Source organism: Moorena sp. SIO4G3, from assembly GCF_010692305.1.
GTDB lineage: Bacteria > Cyanobacteriota > Cyanobacteriia > Cyanobacteriales > Coleofasciculaceae > Moorena > Moorena producens_A.
Window position 1 is genome coordinate 45,947 of record NZ_JAAHIG010000034.1, and the last position, 19,004, is coordinate 64,950.

13 protein-coding genes and 1 pseudogene are annotated in these 19,004 nt (G+C 41.5%); 10 read left to right on the forward strand and 4 right to left on the reverse strand.

Translation table 11 applies throughout. The features are described from left to right. Positions 1-138 precede the first annotated feature (138 nt). The 7 genes from F6J99_RS09010 (at position 139) to F6J99_RS09040 (ending at position 11,398) form a co-directional block, all read left to right on the forward strand. Positions 139-972, forward strand: a complete 834-nt coding sequence (locus tag F6J99_RS09010) for a hypothetical protein (RefSeq protein ID WP_070393236.1) — start codon at positions 139-141, stop codon at positions 970-972. 141 nt (positions 973-1,113) lie between these two features. Then, positions 1,114-3,366 (forward strand): Rieske 2Fe-2S domain-containing protein, encoded by a 2,253-nt coding sequence (locus tag F6J99_RS09015; protein ID WP_293112627.1) that lies wholly within the window; start codon positions 1,114-1,116, stop codon positions 3,364-3,366. A 97-nt stretch (positions 3,367-3,463) separates the two neighbouring features. Beyond that, entirely contained in the window at positions 3,464-4,054 is a 591-nt protein-coding gene (locus F6J99_RS09020) for a hypothetical protein (protein ID WP_293112628.1), read from the forward strand. Between the two features lie 72 nt (positions 4,055-4,126). Continuing rightward, positions 4,127-4,777, forward strand: a complete 651-nt coding sequence (locus F6J99_RS09025) for a cupin domain-containing protein (protein WP_293112629.1) — start codon at positions 4,127-4,129, stop codon at positions 4,775-4,777. A gap of 15 nt (positions 4,778-4,792) precedes the next feature. Continuing rightward, complete coding sequence (locus F6J99_RS09030) at positions 4,793-5,587, forward strand: SDR family oxidoreductase (protein WP_293112630.1); 795 nt, start codon at positions 4,793-4,795, stop codon at positions 5,585-5,587. A gap of 24 nt (positions 5,588-5,611) precedes the next feature. Beyond that, positions 5,612-10,486 carry a non-ribosomal peptide synthetase gene (locus F6J99_RS09035; protein ID WP_293112631.1) on the forward strand — a complete coding sequence of 1,625 codons (4,875 nt, stop codon included), beginning with the start codon at positions 5,612-5,614 and terminating at the stop codon, positions 10,484-10,486. Between the two features lie 408 nt (positions 10,487-10,894). Then, complete coding sequence (locus F6J99_RS09040) at positions 10,895-11,398, forward strand: hypothetical protein (RefSeq protein WP_293112632.1); 504 nt, start codon at positions 10,895-10,897, stop codon at positions 11,396-11,398. Positions 11,399-11,831: 433 nt separating this feature from the next. On the opposite strand, the gene F6J99_RS09045 is transcribed toward F6J99_RS09040, so the two are convergent. From F6J99_RS09045 to F6J99_RS09055, 3 genes and pseudogenes are all read right to left on the reverse strand, one after another. Next, on the reverse strand, positions 11,832-12,287 hold the full coding sequence (locus tag F6J99_RS09045; protein WP_293112633.1) for a hypothetical protein: 456 nt from the start codon (positions 12,285-12,287) through the stop codon (positions 11,832-11,834). Positions 12,288-12,791: 504 nt separating this feature from the next. Next, the gene (locus F6J99_RS09050) at positions 12,792-13,037 is read right to left on the reverse strand and encodes a DUF5798 family protein (protein WP_293112634.1); all 246 of its coding nucleotides are present in this window, start codon (positions 13,035-13,037) and stop codon (positions 12,792-12,794) included. 248 nt (positions 13,038-13,285) lie between these two features. Beyond that, a pseudogene (locus tag F6J99_RS09055) lies at positions 13,286-14,270 on the reverse strand (IS4 family transposase). A 134-nt stretch (positions 14,271-14,404) separates the two neighbouring features. Between F6J99_RS09055 and F6J99_RS09060 the strand changes: the two are divergent. The 3 genes from F6J99_RS09060 (at position 14,405) to F6J99_RS09070 (ending at position 18,288) form a co-directional block, all read left to right on the forward strand. After that, on the forward strand, positions 14,405-16,201 hold the full coding sequence (locus tag F6J99_RS09060) for an ABC transporter substrate-binding protein (protein WP_293112635.1): 1,797 nt from the start codon (positions 14,405-14,407) through the stop codon (positions 16,199-16,201). A gap of 304 nt (positions 16,202-16,505) precedes the next feature. Next, positions 16,506-17,282, forward strand: coding sequence for an SDR family NAD(P)-dependent oxidoreductase (locus tag F6J99_RS09065; protein ID WP_293112636.1), 777 nt, complete (start codon positions 16,506-16,508; stop codon positions 17,280-17,282). Positions 17,283-17,352: 70 nt separating this feature from the next. Then, the gene (locus F6J99_RS09070) at positions 17,353-18,288 is read left to right on the forward strand and encodes a 2-oxoglutarate and iron-dependent oxygenase domain-containing protein (RefSeq protein ID WP_293112637.1); all 936 of its coding nucleotides are present in this window, start codon (positions 17,353-17,355) and stop codon (positions 18,286-18,288) included. A gap of 93 nt (positions 18,289-18,381) precedes the next feature. On the opposite strand, the gene F6J99_RS09075 is transcribed toward F6J99_RS09070, so the two are convergent. Beyond that, the coding region (locus tag F6J99_RS09075) for a glycosyltransferase family 4 protein (RefSeq protein WP_293112638.1) at positions 18,382-19,004 on the reverse strand (623 nt) is incomplete at its 5' end.

The window sequence follows — 19,004 nt, forward strand, 5'->3', positions numbered from 1 at the left end:
ATTATCCTGATTTCGACGGAGTTAAAAGCTACATTGACCGAGACTTAAAATAATTACGAAGTTGAGGTATGATTAGAGTGAAACAAACAATAAACGTTTTAATTTACATAAACATCTGAATAGAGAGGAACCTCAGTTGTGTCATCCTTAACACAATCATCAGAATCAGTTGTTGATTTATTTAATCCAAGTCGGCAAAATCAACAACAAGCTGCCAAAATATCTTGCATTTCCTATCAAAGTATGTATAGGTCATGTCGAGTGTTGCGGGAGTTTGTCCTTTACTATTTTCCCTTGTATAATCTCTCCATAAACGATTTCTTTAAGTTTTCGCCCATCCTGAGTTTTATTGAAGCTCTAGTGTACGAAATTGATGAAGAAGTGGAGAGAATTCAAAAAAGCGGTTACAACTCCAATCAAGCTTCCCCTTGGAAAGCTAAGGAAAAAATAATTTTGTCGGTGTTAGATGAACATAATCTGCGGCACTTTAAGGTAGAATACTACTTGAATAAGTTAGGGGAATACTTTGAATTAGAAAGCCAATTATTGATGACGAGTCATGTCACTCATACTTTGATTACCCAGGCCGCTGAGTTACGCTCGTCTGACTATCGCGTCCTCCATTGTACCCTACTGAAAATGTTGGGGTTAAATTACAGCCAAGAAGAGTTAAACGAAGAGTTAAGCTTGATGTGGCCCTTGGAAGTCCTGAATGACATTGAAGACGATTTGATGTCATACAAAGAGGATGTAGAGGCTAAACACTACAACACATACCGCATGTTTGTTAAGGTGTATGGAGAAACAGCACCATACTATTTAAAGCAAGATTTGTACTATTACGAACACCTATTTCATCAGCAACTAGAAAAACTTTCGGACGTGAGGAAATCACGATTTGGAAAAGCGTGGGAAGCTTATCGTCTGGATCATCCCGTTCCAGTTGTACCGGAACCTATTCTTGAAAATTAGAATATATAAGGTCAAGCCAAAGGTCAAGCCAAACGTTTTTTAAATAAGGATTTGCGGATGTGTATTTCTTTGAAAATGGCAAGATAAAAAAACGCAAAAGCTACTTTGTAAGACCTGCTGTGTAATCGTAAAAGACACCAGATGAATCACCAGAATCCCATAGAAGTAAGTCAGCAATTTGTTGAAATTGGACAACAGCTTTATACCCTGGTGACGAAGGGTAGCACCATCGCTCGCCAGTCCCAGCAAGGCTGGTATGAATTTGTTGCCCGTTTGTTGACGGATGGGACAGCCTTTGAGGGGGTGCAGCGCCCGTTAACAGAAGCTGTAGCACTATACAATCAACACCAAAGTCCAAGGGTTACTCTAGAAACCGTTCAATATTATCTAGTGGCTAAAGTGGTTCGCGCAGTTAAACTAGAACCCGAAGCACTGGCAAATCAGTGGTACTTTATTTGTCATGGGACAGAAATCCCCAACCCCGGTGATTTTATAACCGTTCAGATGTTTCAAGAACCTGTGGTTGCAATCCGTCAAGGGGATGGTTCGATCCAAGTGTTTTTGAATGTTTGTCCCCATCGCCAATGTCTGGTGTTTGAAAGAAACGGTTGCATCAAAGGGGGTAAATCAGAGTTGTGTCCCTATCATGGTTGGGCTTTTAGTGAAGATGGGCACTGCACCAATGCACCAGGGGCAAACCGAGGAGAATTCGGGGAAGATTTTGACCTAAAAGATTACAGTTTACGGTCATTTGAAACTCGCATCGATAGCAACCAAGGGGTATTTGCCAGGTTAATCGCAAATGGAGATGGAGACGAACCCATCACAACCATGCCGCCAGCAGATATCCAGGTCAATGGACAAAATATAGGAGTAGCGATCGCAAACCTTTTACAAGATGTCAGTCCAGGCTATACCGAGGGAATCATCCCATGCCTGCCTGAACCTATTCGCCTCTGGATTAAGATTGGCTATCTCGGGGAGCAACTGAAACATGTGGTTGCTGGTATTGCTCAACGGCAGGGTCTGACTCCTGAAGCCGTTTTGTCATCTGTGAACTTAGACTTGAACACAGAACCTGACCGCAATCGCGACCTCTTGCTAGAGTCGGTGATGCGGGAACTCAGACAAGCACTTTTGATGGTAGAAGCTGAAACGATATCCTTGAAGCTAGAAGACATTCTCGAGGAAGTCAAACACACTCAGATTTCAGATTTGTGTTTTGGAGTAGAAGCTGATGGATCCTCGTTATCTTCTTCTGAGGCAACTACAGATGAACCCGAGCAAAATAGAAGAATCGCTTTACCCATTTGGACTTATGGGGATTGGGATCTGTTTGCTTTGGAAATAAAGCATTTAATTGCACCGACTTGGCAATTTGTCTGCCACGTTAACGAAATTCCCCAACCCCATCAATATACTTGGCTTGATATTGTGGGCGAACGGGCTTATGTGATTCGGACCGCCAACGGGGATCTGTTTGCCGGTAAACTGAAGCATATTGATGGGCGACAACAGGGGCCTGACTTTGAGGGCGCTAGAGACTATGGTCTAGACCCCATTGATATTGAGGTATTTTATGGCTTTGTCTTTATCCGGTTGCTGCGACAAGGTCCAAGCCTCAAAGAAATTTGGCATCAACCTGGTTTACTCGACCCCTATAAACTCGAAGAAATGCAACCCATTGGTGGATCGGGTCAGTATGATATTTCCGTGGAAGTGGACTACAAGCTGCTGTGGGAGAACTTCTTAGAAGATTACCACTTCCCGATGATGCACAAAGGATTGACCTTAAGGTTTGGGGTATCGAGTGATTGTGAAGGGATTAATGGCATGATTATCCCCATGCGAGACCCCGCTTCGCCCAAGTTAAACCCAGTTGAACGGAAATATTATGACTGTGCCAAGACCTTAGCACGACATGACTGGGAACGGGAGAAAGAACTCCAGCGGTTCGCCGCAGAACACCAGTTTTTACCAGAAACCTTGTGTTATTCTGCCTTTTGCTCAATGGCCGCCCAAGAAGAAATGCCCATGCCCTTTTCCTTGAGCGTTTTCCCTGAACACGTCCAAACCTTTTCCATCGTGCCTGGGGGACCCCGTGAATCTCGTTTTCATGTTCGCAGTTATGGTCATCGGATGCCACCAAACCCTGCGGAAGCGGACGTGATTAAAGGGGCACAACTGGCAAACATTCAACTCTTAGCAGAATCGTTACAAGAGGATATTCGAGTCAACTACATTACTCAGGATAGTGTATCATCTCAGTTGTTTGAAAAACTGGGGGTTTTCAGTATTGCTGAGTGGGATGTAGCGAAGTTTCAGGAAGCCGTTCAAATGAATATTCCAGTGACTTCTTCACCCCGTAAACCCCCTAAACTTTTGAACTTATGAATATTTCAACATTTTGCACAGGTAACTCAAATTTAGCATCTCTCAAAAGTTCTGGGATGCTACAACCAACTAACCTTTAGCTTTTCTTACTCAAATCATGCTGAAGTTCGCCATTGAATTTAATTATTCTCTACCGACTTCTAAAACGTTAGTTGTCGGGACTTTAGGGCCAGCCGGAACGAGTAGTGAAGAGGCACTTGAATATGTCGTTGAGCAATTGCAATTAGAAGGACTTTCAATTACCACAAAGTTATTTGATAACTTTAGCCAATTAAAAGAGGCTTTGGTGTCAGAAGACGTCAATCTTGCTCTTGTTCCTCATGCTTACCATAACATTAATGACTTTTATATGGAGCCGAGTTTTGAACTGAGCTTCATTTTTATTTATCCAACACCTAGTTATGGATTAGCTAAGAAGCCAATCAACCAATTTGACATAAATAATTGTACGATTTTAACTCATCCAGCTCCCTTACCATTGCTCTCTTATTTATTGCCAGATTATGAGCAGCAAAAATCCATTAAAGTTAAGTTAGTAGATTCCACTAGTGTAGCGGCAAAAGAGGTCAGTGAAGGATTAGCAGAACTGGCAATTACGAATGAAAAAGCGGCTGAAAAATACGGCTTAGAGTTTATCAAAACCTATGGTAAAATTAAAATGAGTTGGTCGATTTTTCAAAAAATATAACTACTTAGTCTTGGATTAATAAAACTATCATGACTAGAAGAAAATAAGTATAACAAATAATTCAAAAAAATTATGTCAGTATTTTTCCCAATCGGTAAACCGATAAAAGTAAAATCATCTGTAGAGTTATTAGCATTTCAATGTCAGGATACCGTTGTGCAACTGGCTGAGATTTGTCCAGGTGCGACCTTCGATTTACACCACCATCAGGAAAGTCAGATGGGTATGGTATTTAATCAAGGTTTGGAAATGAATATAAATGGGGAAAAAGCAATATTGACTCCCTTGCAGGATGTTTATGTGGCGGATGCGAATGTTCCCCATGGTTCGGTTAATACGACCTCAGAAACGGTTCGATGTTTTGATGTCAAGCGTCTAATTCCTGAGGGAAACAAACAGATAGACGATAATGACAACTTTGAGAATAAAATTTTTAAACTTGTATCTACTAAAGATGAAGAAACGGGGTTTGATTGTCAGTGGGGAACCGGTTCGTGGTTTGATATCAAAATTACTCAAATTCCCCCAGATGGAAAACTACCTGTCAACCAATCAGTTCGTGATAAAATGGGGATTATTCTCAATGGTAAACTGGTGATGACTGTCGGAGAAGAAGAGCAAACTTTAGAATACGGAAAAATTTATTACGCACCCACTAAAATTACCTATCGTGGATACAATAAATCTAACCAAGACGTTTGTTTAATTGAAATTGGGATCTAAATTGGAATTTAATTAATGGATTTAGGATTAACTGGAAAAGTTGCTTTAGTAACAGGTGCGAGTGCAGGGATTGGTTATGCTGTCGCTGATAGACTCGCTGGGGAAGGATGCAAGTTAATTATTTGTGGTCGAAATCGCGATCGCCTAAAACAAGCTGAACAAGTTTTCCAAACTGCGGGAATAGAAATGCTTAGCATTTGTGCAGATGTTCAACAACCTAATGATTCTAAAAAGTTAGTGTATTCAGCACTAAGTAAATTTGGAAAAATTGATATATTGGTGAACAATTCAGCCGGGGCTAATTTTGCTAAAAATGAGGTAGAAGAACTGTATGATCAAGATTGGAGGACTGTTTTTGAAGGGAAGTTACTGGGCTATATTAGAATGACAAATTTGGTGTTACCGACCATGAAAACTCAGAAATGGGGGCGAATTATTAATATTGTCGGTACATCCGGAAAAGAGCCTTCTGGTACCCTGATTAAATCAGGAGTTGCTAATGCAGGATTAGTCAACTTTACCAAAGCAGTGGCTAACCAAGTAGCGGGATATAATATTCTCGTGAATTGTGTAAACCCTGGCATCATTGATACACCAAGACATCAAGACTATTTAGAACTATTTTCTAAACTTGGTAATAAAACTGCCGATGAAATTAAAGCAGGAATGGATAATAAAATTCCCTTGGGTCGTAGAGGTGAGGCGATGGAAGTTGGTAGTTTAGTGGCATTTCTAGCTTCAGAATGTGCTAGCTATATCACCGGAATTTCAATAGCAGTTGATGGGGGCTTATCTGTCACTGCTTTTTAATATAAAACTATTTAATATAATAAAATGGTTGTTGCGCAAAATAAAATTAAAGATATTGAAGCAATGTATCCCCTTTCATCAACGCAAAAAGGGATATTATTTCAGACACTGTATCACCCTGAATATCGGTTATATTTCGATCAATTTAAGTTGACAATTCACGGCAATCTGAATCCGAAGGTCTTTGAACAGGCTTGGGTGAGACTTGTAGAACGACACCCAGTTTTGCGAACATTATTTGTTTGGAAAAACCGTAAGCAGCCTGTTCAAGTTGTACGTAAAACAGTCAAGCTAACCTGGAGTTATCATGACTGGCAAACCCTATCTCCTGAAGCCCAAAAAGCCAGGATGGATGCTTTTCTAGACAGTGATCGACAACAAGGGGCTGAACTTGGGAAAGCACCCTTAATGCGATGTGCTCTGATGCAGGTAGCCGAAGAAAAGTACGAATTTGTATGGAGTTTTCATCACATTATTTTAGATGGTTGGAGTTGGCCAACTTTACTGAAGGATGTCTGGGCATTTTATGATTCGATTAAGAACAATTCCCCCTTATTATTAACTCCATCTCGCCCCTATCGGGATTATATTACTTGGTTACAGCAACAAGACCTGTCTGAAGCTGAGACATTTTGGCGAAAAATCCTGGAAGGGTTAACCGCATCAACTCCTTTAGTAGTTGATAATTACAGCAAAGATCAACGGTTACAGACCCAAACCTGTTTAATGGGGCTTCGTGATCTCTCAACAGAAGCAACCGCGCGTTTAAAGTCTTTTGCCCAACAAAATCATCTCACCCTTTCCACTTTAGTGCAAGCAGCTTGGGCTTTGCTACTAAGTCGCTATAGTCGGGAGTCAGATGTGGTTTTTGGGGTGACCGTATCGGGTCGTCCTGCTGAATTAGCGGGTGTAGAATCAATGGTGGGGTTATTCATTAATACTCTGCCTGCACGGATAACAATTCCCGACACAACCGATACCCAGTCTTGGCTTGAGGACTTACAACAACAGCATATCGAACGGGAACAGTATTCCTATACCCCCTTGGTGGATATTCAAAGTTGGAGTGATATTCCTGCGGGACAACAACTGTTTGACAGTATTGTTGTGTTTGAAAACTATCCTACTACGGAGCGAAAACTACCGGATAATTTGTACATCACCGATCTTCAAGATATCGGACTGACAAACTATCCCCTCACAATTGTAGCAATTCCAGGGGAACAGCTGAGTTTAAGAATTAAATACAATGGCGATCGCTTTGATGCAGACACCATTGACCGAATGTTGGGACATCTAGAAACGTTGCTGGTGGGAATGGTGACCTATCCAGCAGTCAACCCGACAGAATTACCGATTCTGACTGAATCTGAGCAACAATTGCTCTTAGTGCAGTGGAATCAAACCGAGAGTCCACAACCAATTACAGGCTGCATTCATCAGCTATTCCAGCAACAGGCAGAACACAATCCCCATGCCACTGCTGTCGTTTATGCAGATCAATACTTCACTTATCAACAATTAAACCAAAAAGCCAATCAGTTAGCCCATTATCTGCAAGATTTGGGGGTGAAACCGGATGTCCCTGTTGGCATTTGCTGCGAACGTTCTCTAGAAGTGGCAATTGCCATCCTGGCTGTCCTGAAAGCTGGGGGGACTTGCGTTCCCCTCGATCCTAACTATCCCCCAGAACGTTTGGCTTTGATGCTAGCCGATAGTCAACCCCCTGTGGTGTTAACCCAGTCAACGGTTAATTTTCAGGCAAATTACCCCTGTCATCTGCTCACCTTAGATCAGGAATGGGACAAAATTGGATCACAATCTGATCTTAATCCTGATAGTAGAGTCAAACCCGAAGATTTAGCCTATATTATCTACACCTCTGGCTCAACGGGAACCCCGAAAGGTGTTGCGGTTCCTCATCGCTCCTTGATCAACTTAATTGAACACCATCAAGGGGAAATGGCAACAGCTGTTGGGGTTTTGCAGTTCGCTTCCCTCAGTTTTGATGTAAGTTATCACGAAATTGTTGCAGCTTGGGCGTTTGGGGGAACGCTCTATCTTTCCTCAGAAGCCGAACGCAAAGATATTGATAAACTCATTCAGCTTTTAGCAAATCATCCCATCGCAAAGGTTATTCTTCCGGTTGTATTGTGGCAACAAATTGCCGAAATATACGGCACACAAACCCATCTATTTGCTAATCTTCGAGAAGCAATTGCTTGCGGGGAACAGTTGCAAATTACTCAACCGATGGTCGAAATGTTCAAGGGTTTGCCCCATTGTACCCTCTACAACTTTTATGGCCCTTCGGAAGCGGATTTGGTGACAGCCTATCGGTTTAGCGATCGCCCAGAAAGCTGGCCAGTCTATCCCCCCATAGGCAAAGCAGCTGTTAACGTCAACGTTTACATATTAGATAGCAAACTGCAACCCGTTCCCATTGGTATTCCCGGAGAACTTTACGTTAGTGGCGGCGGTTTGGCGAGAGGTTATTTCAACCGTCCCGAAATCACAGCCGAGAAGTTTATTGCTAATCCTTTCAGTGTGGATGCCAACTCTCGCCTTTATAAAACAGGAGATTTAGCCCGTTATTTACCTGATGGTAACATTGAGTTTTTAGGACGAATTGATTCCCTAGTTAAAGTTCGAGGTTTTCGGGTTGAACTCGGAGAAGTCGAAGCGGTTTTGAGTAAACATCCTCAAGTCAGTCAAGCTGTGGCTCAGGTTTTTGGAGAAAGTGCCAGAGAAAAGTATTTGGTCGCTTACTTTATTCCTCAACAAAAACAAACGGTAACGGTAGAAGAGTTACGGCGGTTTCTGCAAGCCCAGTTACCTGATTATATGATGCCATCAGTCTTTGTGGAGATGGAGTCTTTTGAGCTGACACCGAATGGTAAGGTTAACCGTCGTGCCTTGAGGGAACCCACCACAATGCGACCTTCACTGGGACAAGCCTTTGTGGCACCGCGCACCCCCACTGAAGAGATTTTAGCAGGGATCTGGCAGGATGTACTCGGTTTAGAACGGGTTGGGATTGACGACAACTTCTTTGACTTGGGAGGACATTCCTTGCGGGCAATGGAGGCGATCGCTCTCAGTCGGAAAGCACTCCAAGGGGAATTATCAATACAGGATTTCTTTGGAGCACCAACCATTGCGGAAATTGCCCAACACCTAGAAACAGCAAGTCATCACTCACTCCATCAAGATAAACCCCCGCTGCAACCTAGACCTGTACAATCAGGCAGGGAGCCAATTTCTTATACACAGCAAGAATTTTGGTTTTTTGAGCAGTTATATCCAGGTAATCCACTTTACCATCTGCACTTAGTCTATCATCTCACCGGAAGACTCAATGTCACAGCCTTGGAGCAAAGTCTACGAGAAATTGTCCGGCGGCATGAAACCTTGCGGAGTACCTTTGCCTGTGTGAATGGGGAAGTAATCTATGCGATCGCACCAGAGCCAGTCTATAGTTTCTCAGTTGTCGATTTGCGAGAATTACCGCTACAGGAGCGGGAACCTGAAGCCAAACAACAAGCTAATGCCGCCATTCAACACCCCTTTGATTTTACCCAAGGGCCTTTTCTGCGGAGTCAACTCTGGCAACTGGATGAAACAGAGTATGTATTTTTAATTGCGACCCATCATATTGTCGCTGATGGCTGGTCATTTGGTATCTTGCTGCAAGAGTTGTCTACTCTCTATACTGTTTTCTGTGAAGGTCAGTCTTCGACCTTATCAGAGTTACCCTTACAGTATGCTGATTTTGCAGCTTGGCAGCGACAATGGCTACAAGGGCAAGGGTTGGCAGATCAACTGACTTTTTGGAAACAGCATCTTGGTGTGACACCACCAGTGATCCAACTACCCACAGACTATCCTCGTCCGCCTCGTCGCACATTCACCGGAAGTGGGGAAACGGTGAAGTTTTCATCAGCTTTGGTCACTAAGCTCAAGGGACTCTGTCAAACCGAAGGCATTACCTTGTACATGGCTGTATTGGCAGCTTTCAAAAGCCTACTATTTTTCTATACAGGTCAGGAAGATATTATTGTTAGTAGTCCCATTGCTAACCGGACGCAATCCGAAATTAGGGAAGCGATTGGTTTTTTCGTTCACTTGTTACCCTTGCGAACGCATTTTAAGGGAAACCCCAGTTTCCGAACGTTGCTGCGTCAAGTGCGTTCGGGAGTTCTCGACGTCTACGCCCATCAGGAGATGCCCTTTATTAAGCTGGTGGAAGGACTCCAACCTGTTCGTGATCGTCACTATACCCTACTGACTCAAGTCATGTTTGTCTTGCTCAATTTACCAGAAGAAGAGTTAAGTTTAGCCGATATAACGGTTCAACCTTTAGAGCTGGAAAAAAGTGATGGGCGAGATATTGCAGAATTTGATTTGAATCTATATCTGACAGAAACGTCGGCAGGAATTGAAGGCAGTTTATTCTATCGAACAGATTTGTTTGCCGCTACAACCATTACCAAAATGGTTAAGCAATTCCAGGTGTTGTTAGAATCTGTCGTGACTGATCCCGACCGGACTTTGGTACAACTGCGCTCCTTGATAGAACAAACAACTGAACCCATACCCCAGTCTAAAGTTGCTACTGAAGAATCCCTGGAATCTAAACCTTGGGGAGAGCCGACAAATCCCACAGAAGTTACCTTACTCAAGATATGGCAAGCCGTATTAGGACTGGAAAAAATTAGTACCAACGACAACTTCTTTGAGTTGGGAGGATATTCAACCCAACTCCTACAAGTGGTGGCAAAAATTCAAGACATCTATTCAGTAGAGATTCCAATTGCCACACTATTTGAGTATCCCACGATTGCTGAGATAGCCACTGTAATCAGTGTCAGTGGGGGGGCTCTTAAGAAAGAATTTTAGATTTTAGATTTTAGTCTTAAGAAACGCATTCAGTCGCAAGGGGGTCGGGCGTTTGCGCAGCATGGTGCGAAGCAGCATAGCATTTGGATTGAGACATTTGGGTCTGGAGTGCTTAAATTATCGCCCAAATGCTTCGCCCCTACTCCAATCTTGCGCTTTGTTGGGTATTATCTATAATATCAAGTTGGCTACCAGCGTAAACGGGGACAAAATTCCGACCAAGAATAGCTCAACTGTCCAAAGGCTGAAGCCTTTGCTATATAAAGTGTCCCGCCTTAAGTTAGTAGCCCTCGCGCTATTGACAAAGTGTTGGTTTGGTGAAATAGATAGAGTAGATCGCTCGCACCCGTGCGCTGCCGCTTAACACAGTTTTTGATTGACGAGTACCTGTATTTGGAGAATGTACCAATGTTTCGTAAATTTTTTGCTCTGCTGACTGTATTTGTGGTAGGGTTCTGTACCTTTTCGCCTCCTTCTTATGCTTATTCGAATAAGGTAGCAGTATTTACGACGAATAGGGATCAACAGACTAAAAATTATGGTTCAAGTTTGTATTTGGTAAAGAAAGATTGGGTGCTTCGGTGTTCGGGAAATACTAATGGCCGGGATGCTGAGACCTTTGCCAGAAAGCGCGCCATTACTTACACAAAACCAGGAGCTACTTTCGACTTTCCTGCTTTAGGCTTGACGCCTGTAGAGGGAGGACACACGGGCAACCCTATTACTGCTGTATTAAATGATACCGGTAAAATTCCTCAAGATCCTCCGCCTAATTGGAATGCTAAGAATGGAGTCTCATGGGAAACGGCTGCAATTGAAGTTCTTGCAGCGGAGGCGGCAACCACTACGGAAGTAGCACAGAGTGGTCGATTTAGTCGCAAAGTTGGAGAATTAGTCTTTAAGCCAGACTAGTAATATCAAGTTCGGTTGAATACTTACACTTCGGTGGCAATAAGGCAGAAGGCAGGAGGCAGGAGGCTCCGAGGGAAGAAAGAAGGTTGCAAGGTGGAAGGGAATTATAACTGTTTATCCGAACTTGATATAAGATGGCTTTAGGCAATGAGCCCAAGCCACAGCTCGCGATAAGCTGAAGCCTTTCAGAGCTGGGTAGAGTCGTGCTATAGCAGTCGTCAGGGTCATTTGGTGACAAGTTAAGCAAAAGAGCAATTAGTCAAGCCCTTTCCACCATTTCTCGTTCAACCGGGGCGGGTTTACAAGATTGATTTGTCACTTGGCGAAATGCTTGGTGAACCCGCCCCTACAGGATCTTAGAATGACGAATTATATGCACATTTTTTATCACTTTCACCCGTTCACAGCAGAGATCAGATGTTAATCAATCATTCTAAAATTCGATTTCTTGCCAATCGTCATTATTATTGTAATTATAGCTAATCTTTCCATTCTTGTTCCATCGAACTTTTATATTACCATCATTTAAAGGAACCCAAGTATCAATTTCTAACGTCTGCATAAGATTTATAAAAAACCCTGCTAGCTGCCGATTATCATCGTTGTTCCACACCGCTGTTTGCCCAATGCAGGCTCTCATAGATTCGGCTTGCGACATGATATTCTCCACTTGTCCTTTGACTCCTGATGCTTGATCATAGACAGGCGTTCCATCTTTATCTACTACAGAAAGATGTATAGCTCTTATTTGATTCTCACCGTTCCTTCTTCCTATTATTCCTATACAACTTGTCATTGCACCAAAGTTTATCTCCACCGAATCTCCCCACTTTCGCTCACCCACAGTTAATTTCGATCCACCTGTTACTTTTTCCAACGTGTATGCCATCTTTCCTCCTGTTTTTCTTACTATTCCGAACTCCGAGATAATTGAATTGGAGAGCGGTAGGGGCGCACGTCGGTGCGCCCAGCAGCCCTCTAATTTGTACATTGCGTAACTGGAGCGGTAATTACATGCCAATAATATTGTACATCCTCAACGCCTGTCTTGTCTATCCGAAAAATTACGTAATTTTGCATGTTTGCATTATGCAAGAGTTGTTGTCACAAATTGCTGACATAACAGCCAACCCTTTAAAGTTTTTTACGATTGATCCCACATAGTGTGAAAGTGCTTGATAAAGAAAGATGCAGAATGACCCTACCGACTGGGTAAAATCGGACTATTCGGAGAAGATGAACATAGCACCCTTTACCCTACTTATAAAATGATAATCATTTTATAAAAATCCGAAGCGATCGCCTGACTTGAAAGTAGGCAAGAGGAAACTTCGGAAGAATCTACTTTCATCACCTAGTGGTGAAAAAAACTTTTCATCGGGACTGCCCTTGATTAATTTTCACGATTCACAATATTTTCCAGATAGCGGAGAATTCGTTGATTTTCTAGCATTAATTCTCTGATATCAGCAGTCGTATCATCAATATGTCTTTTCGTCTCTACAGAATCTCTTTGCATATTGTTGATTTGACGTTGCATTTCATCAATTCGAGGAATAACTTCATTGGCTAAGTTGGTTAAAGCAGAGATGGCTTTAGCATTAGAGGTAATTAATTGTCTGAGTTGTTCTTCTGACATTGAGGTGACGCGATCGCGATCGCAACTTCAGTTGTTGTGTTACCAAAATTATAGCGAAAGGCAGAGGGCAGAGGGCAGAGGGCAGAAGGGAAAAGATTGACAGGTAAAGGTTTCAGCCATTTTCACCAAACCCATAAATGTTGAATCCCGAGAGTTATGTACCTAAAATTAGATACACTACACCTATAACACGCCAGATAACTTCACGAAAACACTATCTTATCAAACCAATGAACATAGCTAATATTTTAACACATAAAAGCTTGCAAATATCTGAGCTTATCTAATAGTTTTTTGCCGAAGTATTTCGGGATAACAACTAATTGTAATAAAACATAAGCGATGAGACAGCTATAGATTTTAATCTCAATTCCATTGACATTATTTGTTATTAATCTGTCGAGTTTTAAATGCATCTTCAAAAACTTCCAAAACAACTCTATTTGCCACCGTAAACGATAAAAATCCCCAATCTCTTCATTACTTACTTCATTACTTATTCTTGGTTCGCCTGTTTCTGGTAGGTTAGTGACTAGTCTAAATTCAGTGTGAGTTGTGAGGTCACAAAAGTTGACTACTCTCGCTATTACTTGATATTTTTTTGTTCCGATTATGTACTGCCCATCCTCCAACATTTCTACCTTGACATTGTTCTTAATTCTTAAGACAAAATAACGATTATATTTGGTCTTTATATTTTGGATTCTAGGCAGGCTTGCAAATCCCCTATCCATTACAATGACTCCGTTTTGTGGAGTTGATTCTATTGTATTATCGCCATGTTTACTATCGTGACCTTGACCAAAATTAATCATTATTCCTCCTGGCTCTGCTGTTAATAAATTTAAGCCACTGAAGAGTTTTACTTGATTAAATCCTTGACTCCATAACAACTTGCTTGTCAAGGTAACTATTGTTGAATCTATCGGAAACAAGGCTAACTTATTTTTATCTATTTTTTGGCTTTTTTTAAGATTTTTTTTTCAAGTCAACGAACAAATTATAAAACACCATTGTATTTCTCACTTTGCTCGCCTTAGAGAAGGTTGATATGTCTAGGTCTATACCACGTACATTCAGGCGCTTAAATAAACTCCTCATGCTACTTTGACTCTGATATAGCACAAAGTCTAACCAGGTTAATACAAATAGAAAAGTATTGAGGACTGGATAATCATCAGTAGGTAATTTTCCTAGGTATCTTTTGACTATTTGTGGAAAATTTGATATCATTGAATCAACATTGTTAGATTTTTATTTAGCCTCTAATTTATCAAATTAGAGGCTATTTGTCTAGGTTTTTAACTATCATTCAACATTTCTGCACCAAACCCAATACCCAAACCCAACACCCAACACCCATTCTGATGATGAAAAGATTAATTGCCCTAACTCAACGCAGGTATCGTCGATATAGGATATTCATCTGTTTTATCCTCGCAATTGCCCTGGTTAGTTGTCTTCAACCACGGTGGCTTCACAAACCAGCACTAAGGTCTCAAATCATTGTTAGTAGTTCTGTAGAACCTAATACCTTTAATCCTCAGCTCATGGAAGAAGGAGCGGGAATTTTAACTTACTTGTACGAAGGATTGGTACGAGAAAATGAGCGGGGTGATATTGAACCAGCACTGGCTGAATCCTGGGAATTTTATAGGGATCGACGGAAAATTATGTTTACCCTCCGAAAAGGACTAAAGTGGTCAGATGGCAAACCACTCACAGCAAATGATGTCGTATTTACCTATGAGGATATTTACAAAAATCCTGAAATTAATGCCTATGCTAGGGATTTTTTAAAAATTGGTAAAAATCGGGAATTTCCCACCGTTAAGAAGCTGGATGATTGGCGTGTTGAGTTTACCCTACCTGAACCCTTTTCTCCCTTTTTGCGGATCACTCGCATGGAAATATTACCTGCCCACGTATTGCAATCATTGATTCACAAAAAAGACGCTGGGGGTAGGCTTTTATTTCTCTCTGCCTGGAGTACAGATACACCCCCAGAACAAATTATTAGTAACGGTCCTTATCAATTAGAATCCTATATTCCCGGCGAACGAATAACCTTTAGAAAAAATCCCCACTACTGGCGTAAAGATGATCAGGGTAACCCTCAGCCTTATATTGAGCGAATTATTCAGCAAACGGTTTCTAATGATGACACGGCATTAATTCAATTTCGGGCTGGAGTTCTAGATTTTATTAAAGTCAATATCGATTATTTTTCTTTGTTAAAAAAAGAGGAAAATAAAGGTAATTTTACGATTTATAATGGAGGAAAGCAAACAACAACAACAGTGATAACGTTTAATTTAAATACGGGAAAGCGTCATGGAAAACCTCTAGTAGACCCGATTAAATCCCGTTGGTTTAATACGGTTGAATTCCGCCAGGCTATTGCTTATAGCATTAATCGCCAGCGTCTACTTAACACCCTATTTAAAGGGTTAGGCGCACTCCAAAATTCTCCCATTGCCGAGCAAAGTCCTTACTATCTTTCTCCGGAAGCAGGCTTGCCAGTCTATGACTATAATATTGATCAGGCAAAAGCCTTGTTGATTCAGGCAGGCTTTCAATATAATTCTCAAGGTCAGTTATTGGATTCAGCCAGCAATAGAGTGGAATTTACCCTTACCTATAATGTAGGGAAACGAACGTTACAGAATATGGCTCCCTTGATTCAGCAGGATTTAAATAAAATTGGAATTAAAGTGAATTTACATCCGATTGCGGTAACATTAGTTGTAGACAAATTAATGAATACGATGGATTGGGAGTGCCAAATATTTAACGACTTTCCGATGGCAATAGAACCCCATGATACTGTTATCTTATGGTCTACAGAGAGTAATTGGCATTTTTTTAATCGCCAGCCACAAGGCCAACAAACACCAGTAACAGGACGTTTAGTCCCTGGTTGGGAGCAAAAAATTACCGATCTCTATCTAGAAGGAAGTACAACTTGGGATGAAACCAAGCGTAAGCAGATTTATGCAACGACTCAAAAACTTAGCCAGGAGTATTTACCATTTATTTATCTGGTCAACTCATTATCGATGGTAGCAGTGCGAGATCAAATTCAAGGAGTGAAACACTCTGCTCTACAAAGTCCGTTTTGGAATGTCCATGAACTAACATTGGATAATGCTAATAATTTGTGAATCAAGGAATGACTAAGAGGTTGTCTGAGAAGTCTCATTTGCTACATCCAAGCCCCCTAAATCCCCCAATTTTGCGGTGCGACCCAAGGGCGATTTACTCGCCCATTGGAAAGCGCACCGGAAGGGACTTTTAGAAGCCAATTGACTCTTCCCCCAAAATTGGGGGGCTAGGGGGGCAAAATTCAGTATAAAAAAACTTTTCAGATATCCTCTAAAATTGGGGTGGTATCCTGCCCAGAGTAGACTCATATCTACTATGATTTAGAGAAGGTTTAGTTCGATAGCTCAAGAAAGAAAAGCAATTGTGAAATCATCCCTTTTTGACTTAACAGGTAAAGTCGCCATTATCACAGGCTCTGCACGAGGTATTGGTCGTGTGTTGGCTCAAGAATTAGCAGCAGTGGGAACGAAAATCGTTGTCGCTGACATGAAGGTAAAAGACTCCGAAAACACTGTAAAAGCTATTCAGGAGGCTGGTGGGGAGGTGATCGCCATTCCCACGGATGTGAGGAAGCGCCAAGAATGCGATCGCCTAATTAAGAAAACCGTTGCCCATTATCAGCGATTAGATATTATGCTTTGTAATGCAGGCATTGATATCATCAAACCAGCGGCTGCATTAGAGGAGCTGGAGTGGGATGATATTATAAACACCAATCTTAAAGGCTATTTTCAATGTGCTCAACTCGCCGCTCAACAAATGATCCAACAAGGCACTGGTGGTTCAATTATTATGAACTCTTCCATCGCAGGTGTGGTGGGAATTGCCGGTTCAGCGGCTTATACAGCCTCGAAAGGGGGGGTAAATTTGCTAGTGCAGTCCCTAGCATTGGAGTGGGCTGAGTACAATATCCGAGTCAATGGGTTTGGCCCGGGCTATATTGACAATATCATGGAGGGTACTGAAGGCTTTCGTCGCCCCCCAGAGGAAGACCAGCAACACTTGAACACCGTTATCCCGATGAAACGACGGGGTAAACCGGAGGAGTTAGTAGGGCCAGTGATTTTCTTGGCTTCTGAAGCAGCGTCCTATGTAACTGGGGCAATTTTGATGGTAGATGGCGGCTACAGTGCTATGTAAGGTTGTCTTGCAAAAGTTTTTGAACAGGTAAATTAGATATTGAATTGAGAGATTTTTCAAGGAAGTTAAAATGAATAAAACCATTCCAGTCATTGATTTTCAAGGTTTTCATGAGGGGAACAAAATTGAAAGAGAAGCCGTTGCTAAACAATTTTATGATGCCTTAGATAAAGTTGGTTGTTTATACCTAAAAAACTACGGCTTTTCTCCAGATTTTATTGATCAAGTTTTTGCTCAATCTCAGGTTTTTTTTGCCCTGCCTTTAGAAGAAAAAGAACAGATTGCAAAGGATCGATATAGCCCAGGTGTAGGATATTTCAGAAATCCAGCAAAAACCAAAGAAGTCTTTGGATATATTTATGAAAGATCTGCTGATGGCGCAAATTCTGATGGCGCTATAAATTCTCATCCCAAAAATGATTGGCCAGTTAATCTCCCACAATTTCGTGAGACTATTCTAGAATTTCACCAAAGCTGCCAAGAACTGTCTTGGAAGTTATTCCAAGCATTGGCTATTGCTTTGAAAATACCTGAAACGGTTTTAACCGATGTAATTTCTCACAAAAATAGTTATGTAGGTTTAAGTCATTATTTCCCAATTACTCAACCTACGCAGACCGGACAAACTCGATTCAAAGCACATTACGGTTCGGGAACTTTTGGCTTAATCTTTCAAGATGAGTGTAAAGGTCTAGAGATCTGTACACCTGATGGGGAATGGATTCCTGTCGCCTCAATTCCTGGTACAGTAGTAGTAATCATGGAAGATATTATCCAACGATGGACAAACGATCAACTTATTTCTACCCTCCATCAAGTTACAATTCCCGAAGAGGAATTTTATAGAACTCGCTCTAGATACTCGATTGTCTTTAAAGTAACTCCTAATGAGGATGCTGAACTTCGCTGTCTTGATGTTTGTGTCAACGAGAATAATCCTCCTAAATATTCGCCAATTTCTGTCAAGGATTACTACAAGGAGTGGGAACAAAAACAGTACGGTTAAGATTTAATAAATTGCAACATTAGCTGAATTTAAGAGGGGAAGTAGTGAAAGTTTATATTTCCTATTTTTACCCCTTTTATCTGAACTAGCAATCTATATTTTTAACAGCCTTTGATATTCAGCGAATAAAATTTCACTCAATTGTTCCCAAGAAAAGTTTTCCTCAACCCTTTTACGTCCAGATTTTCCCATTTCTTGACTGAGATTTTCATCCATAATAAGGCGTAAAATTGCCTCAGCCAAAGCATTAGCGTCACCTCTTTCAACTAATAAACCGGTTTTTTCTTCCTCTACAATTTCTGGAAAAGCACCACCCTGAGTCGCAATTACTGGTAATTCCATCGCCATTGCTTCTACAATGGGCATTCCAAATGGCTCTTGCCAAACGGAAGGAAAGACAAATAGATCAGCTTCTTGATAGTATGTGATCATCTCTTCATGGGGAACTTTCCCTAGAAAAAAGACCTTGTTAGCGGCACTTTTTGAGATTCGCTGTTGTAATAACTCCCGATAGTGACCGCGAAAATAGGGCATCAGCGATCGCACTTTTGGGTCATTGCGGTCAAGAATATACCAGAGTAGCATGGCATTTTCTGGTCCGACTAATTTAAGCTGGACGTTGGGATAACGAGACACCACTTGGTTAAAGGCATCGATTAACACATGAACCCCTTTTTCTGGCGAGATTCTGCCCACAAAGAGAATTTGCTTAGGGA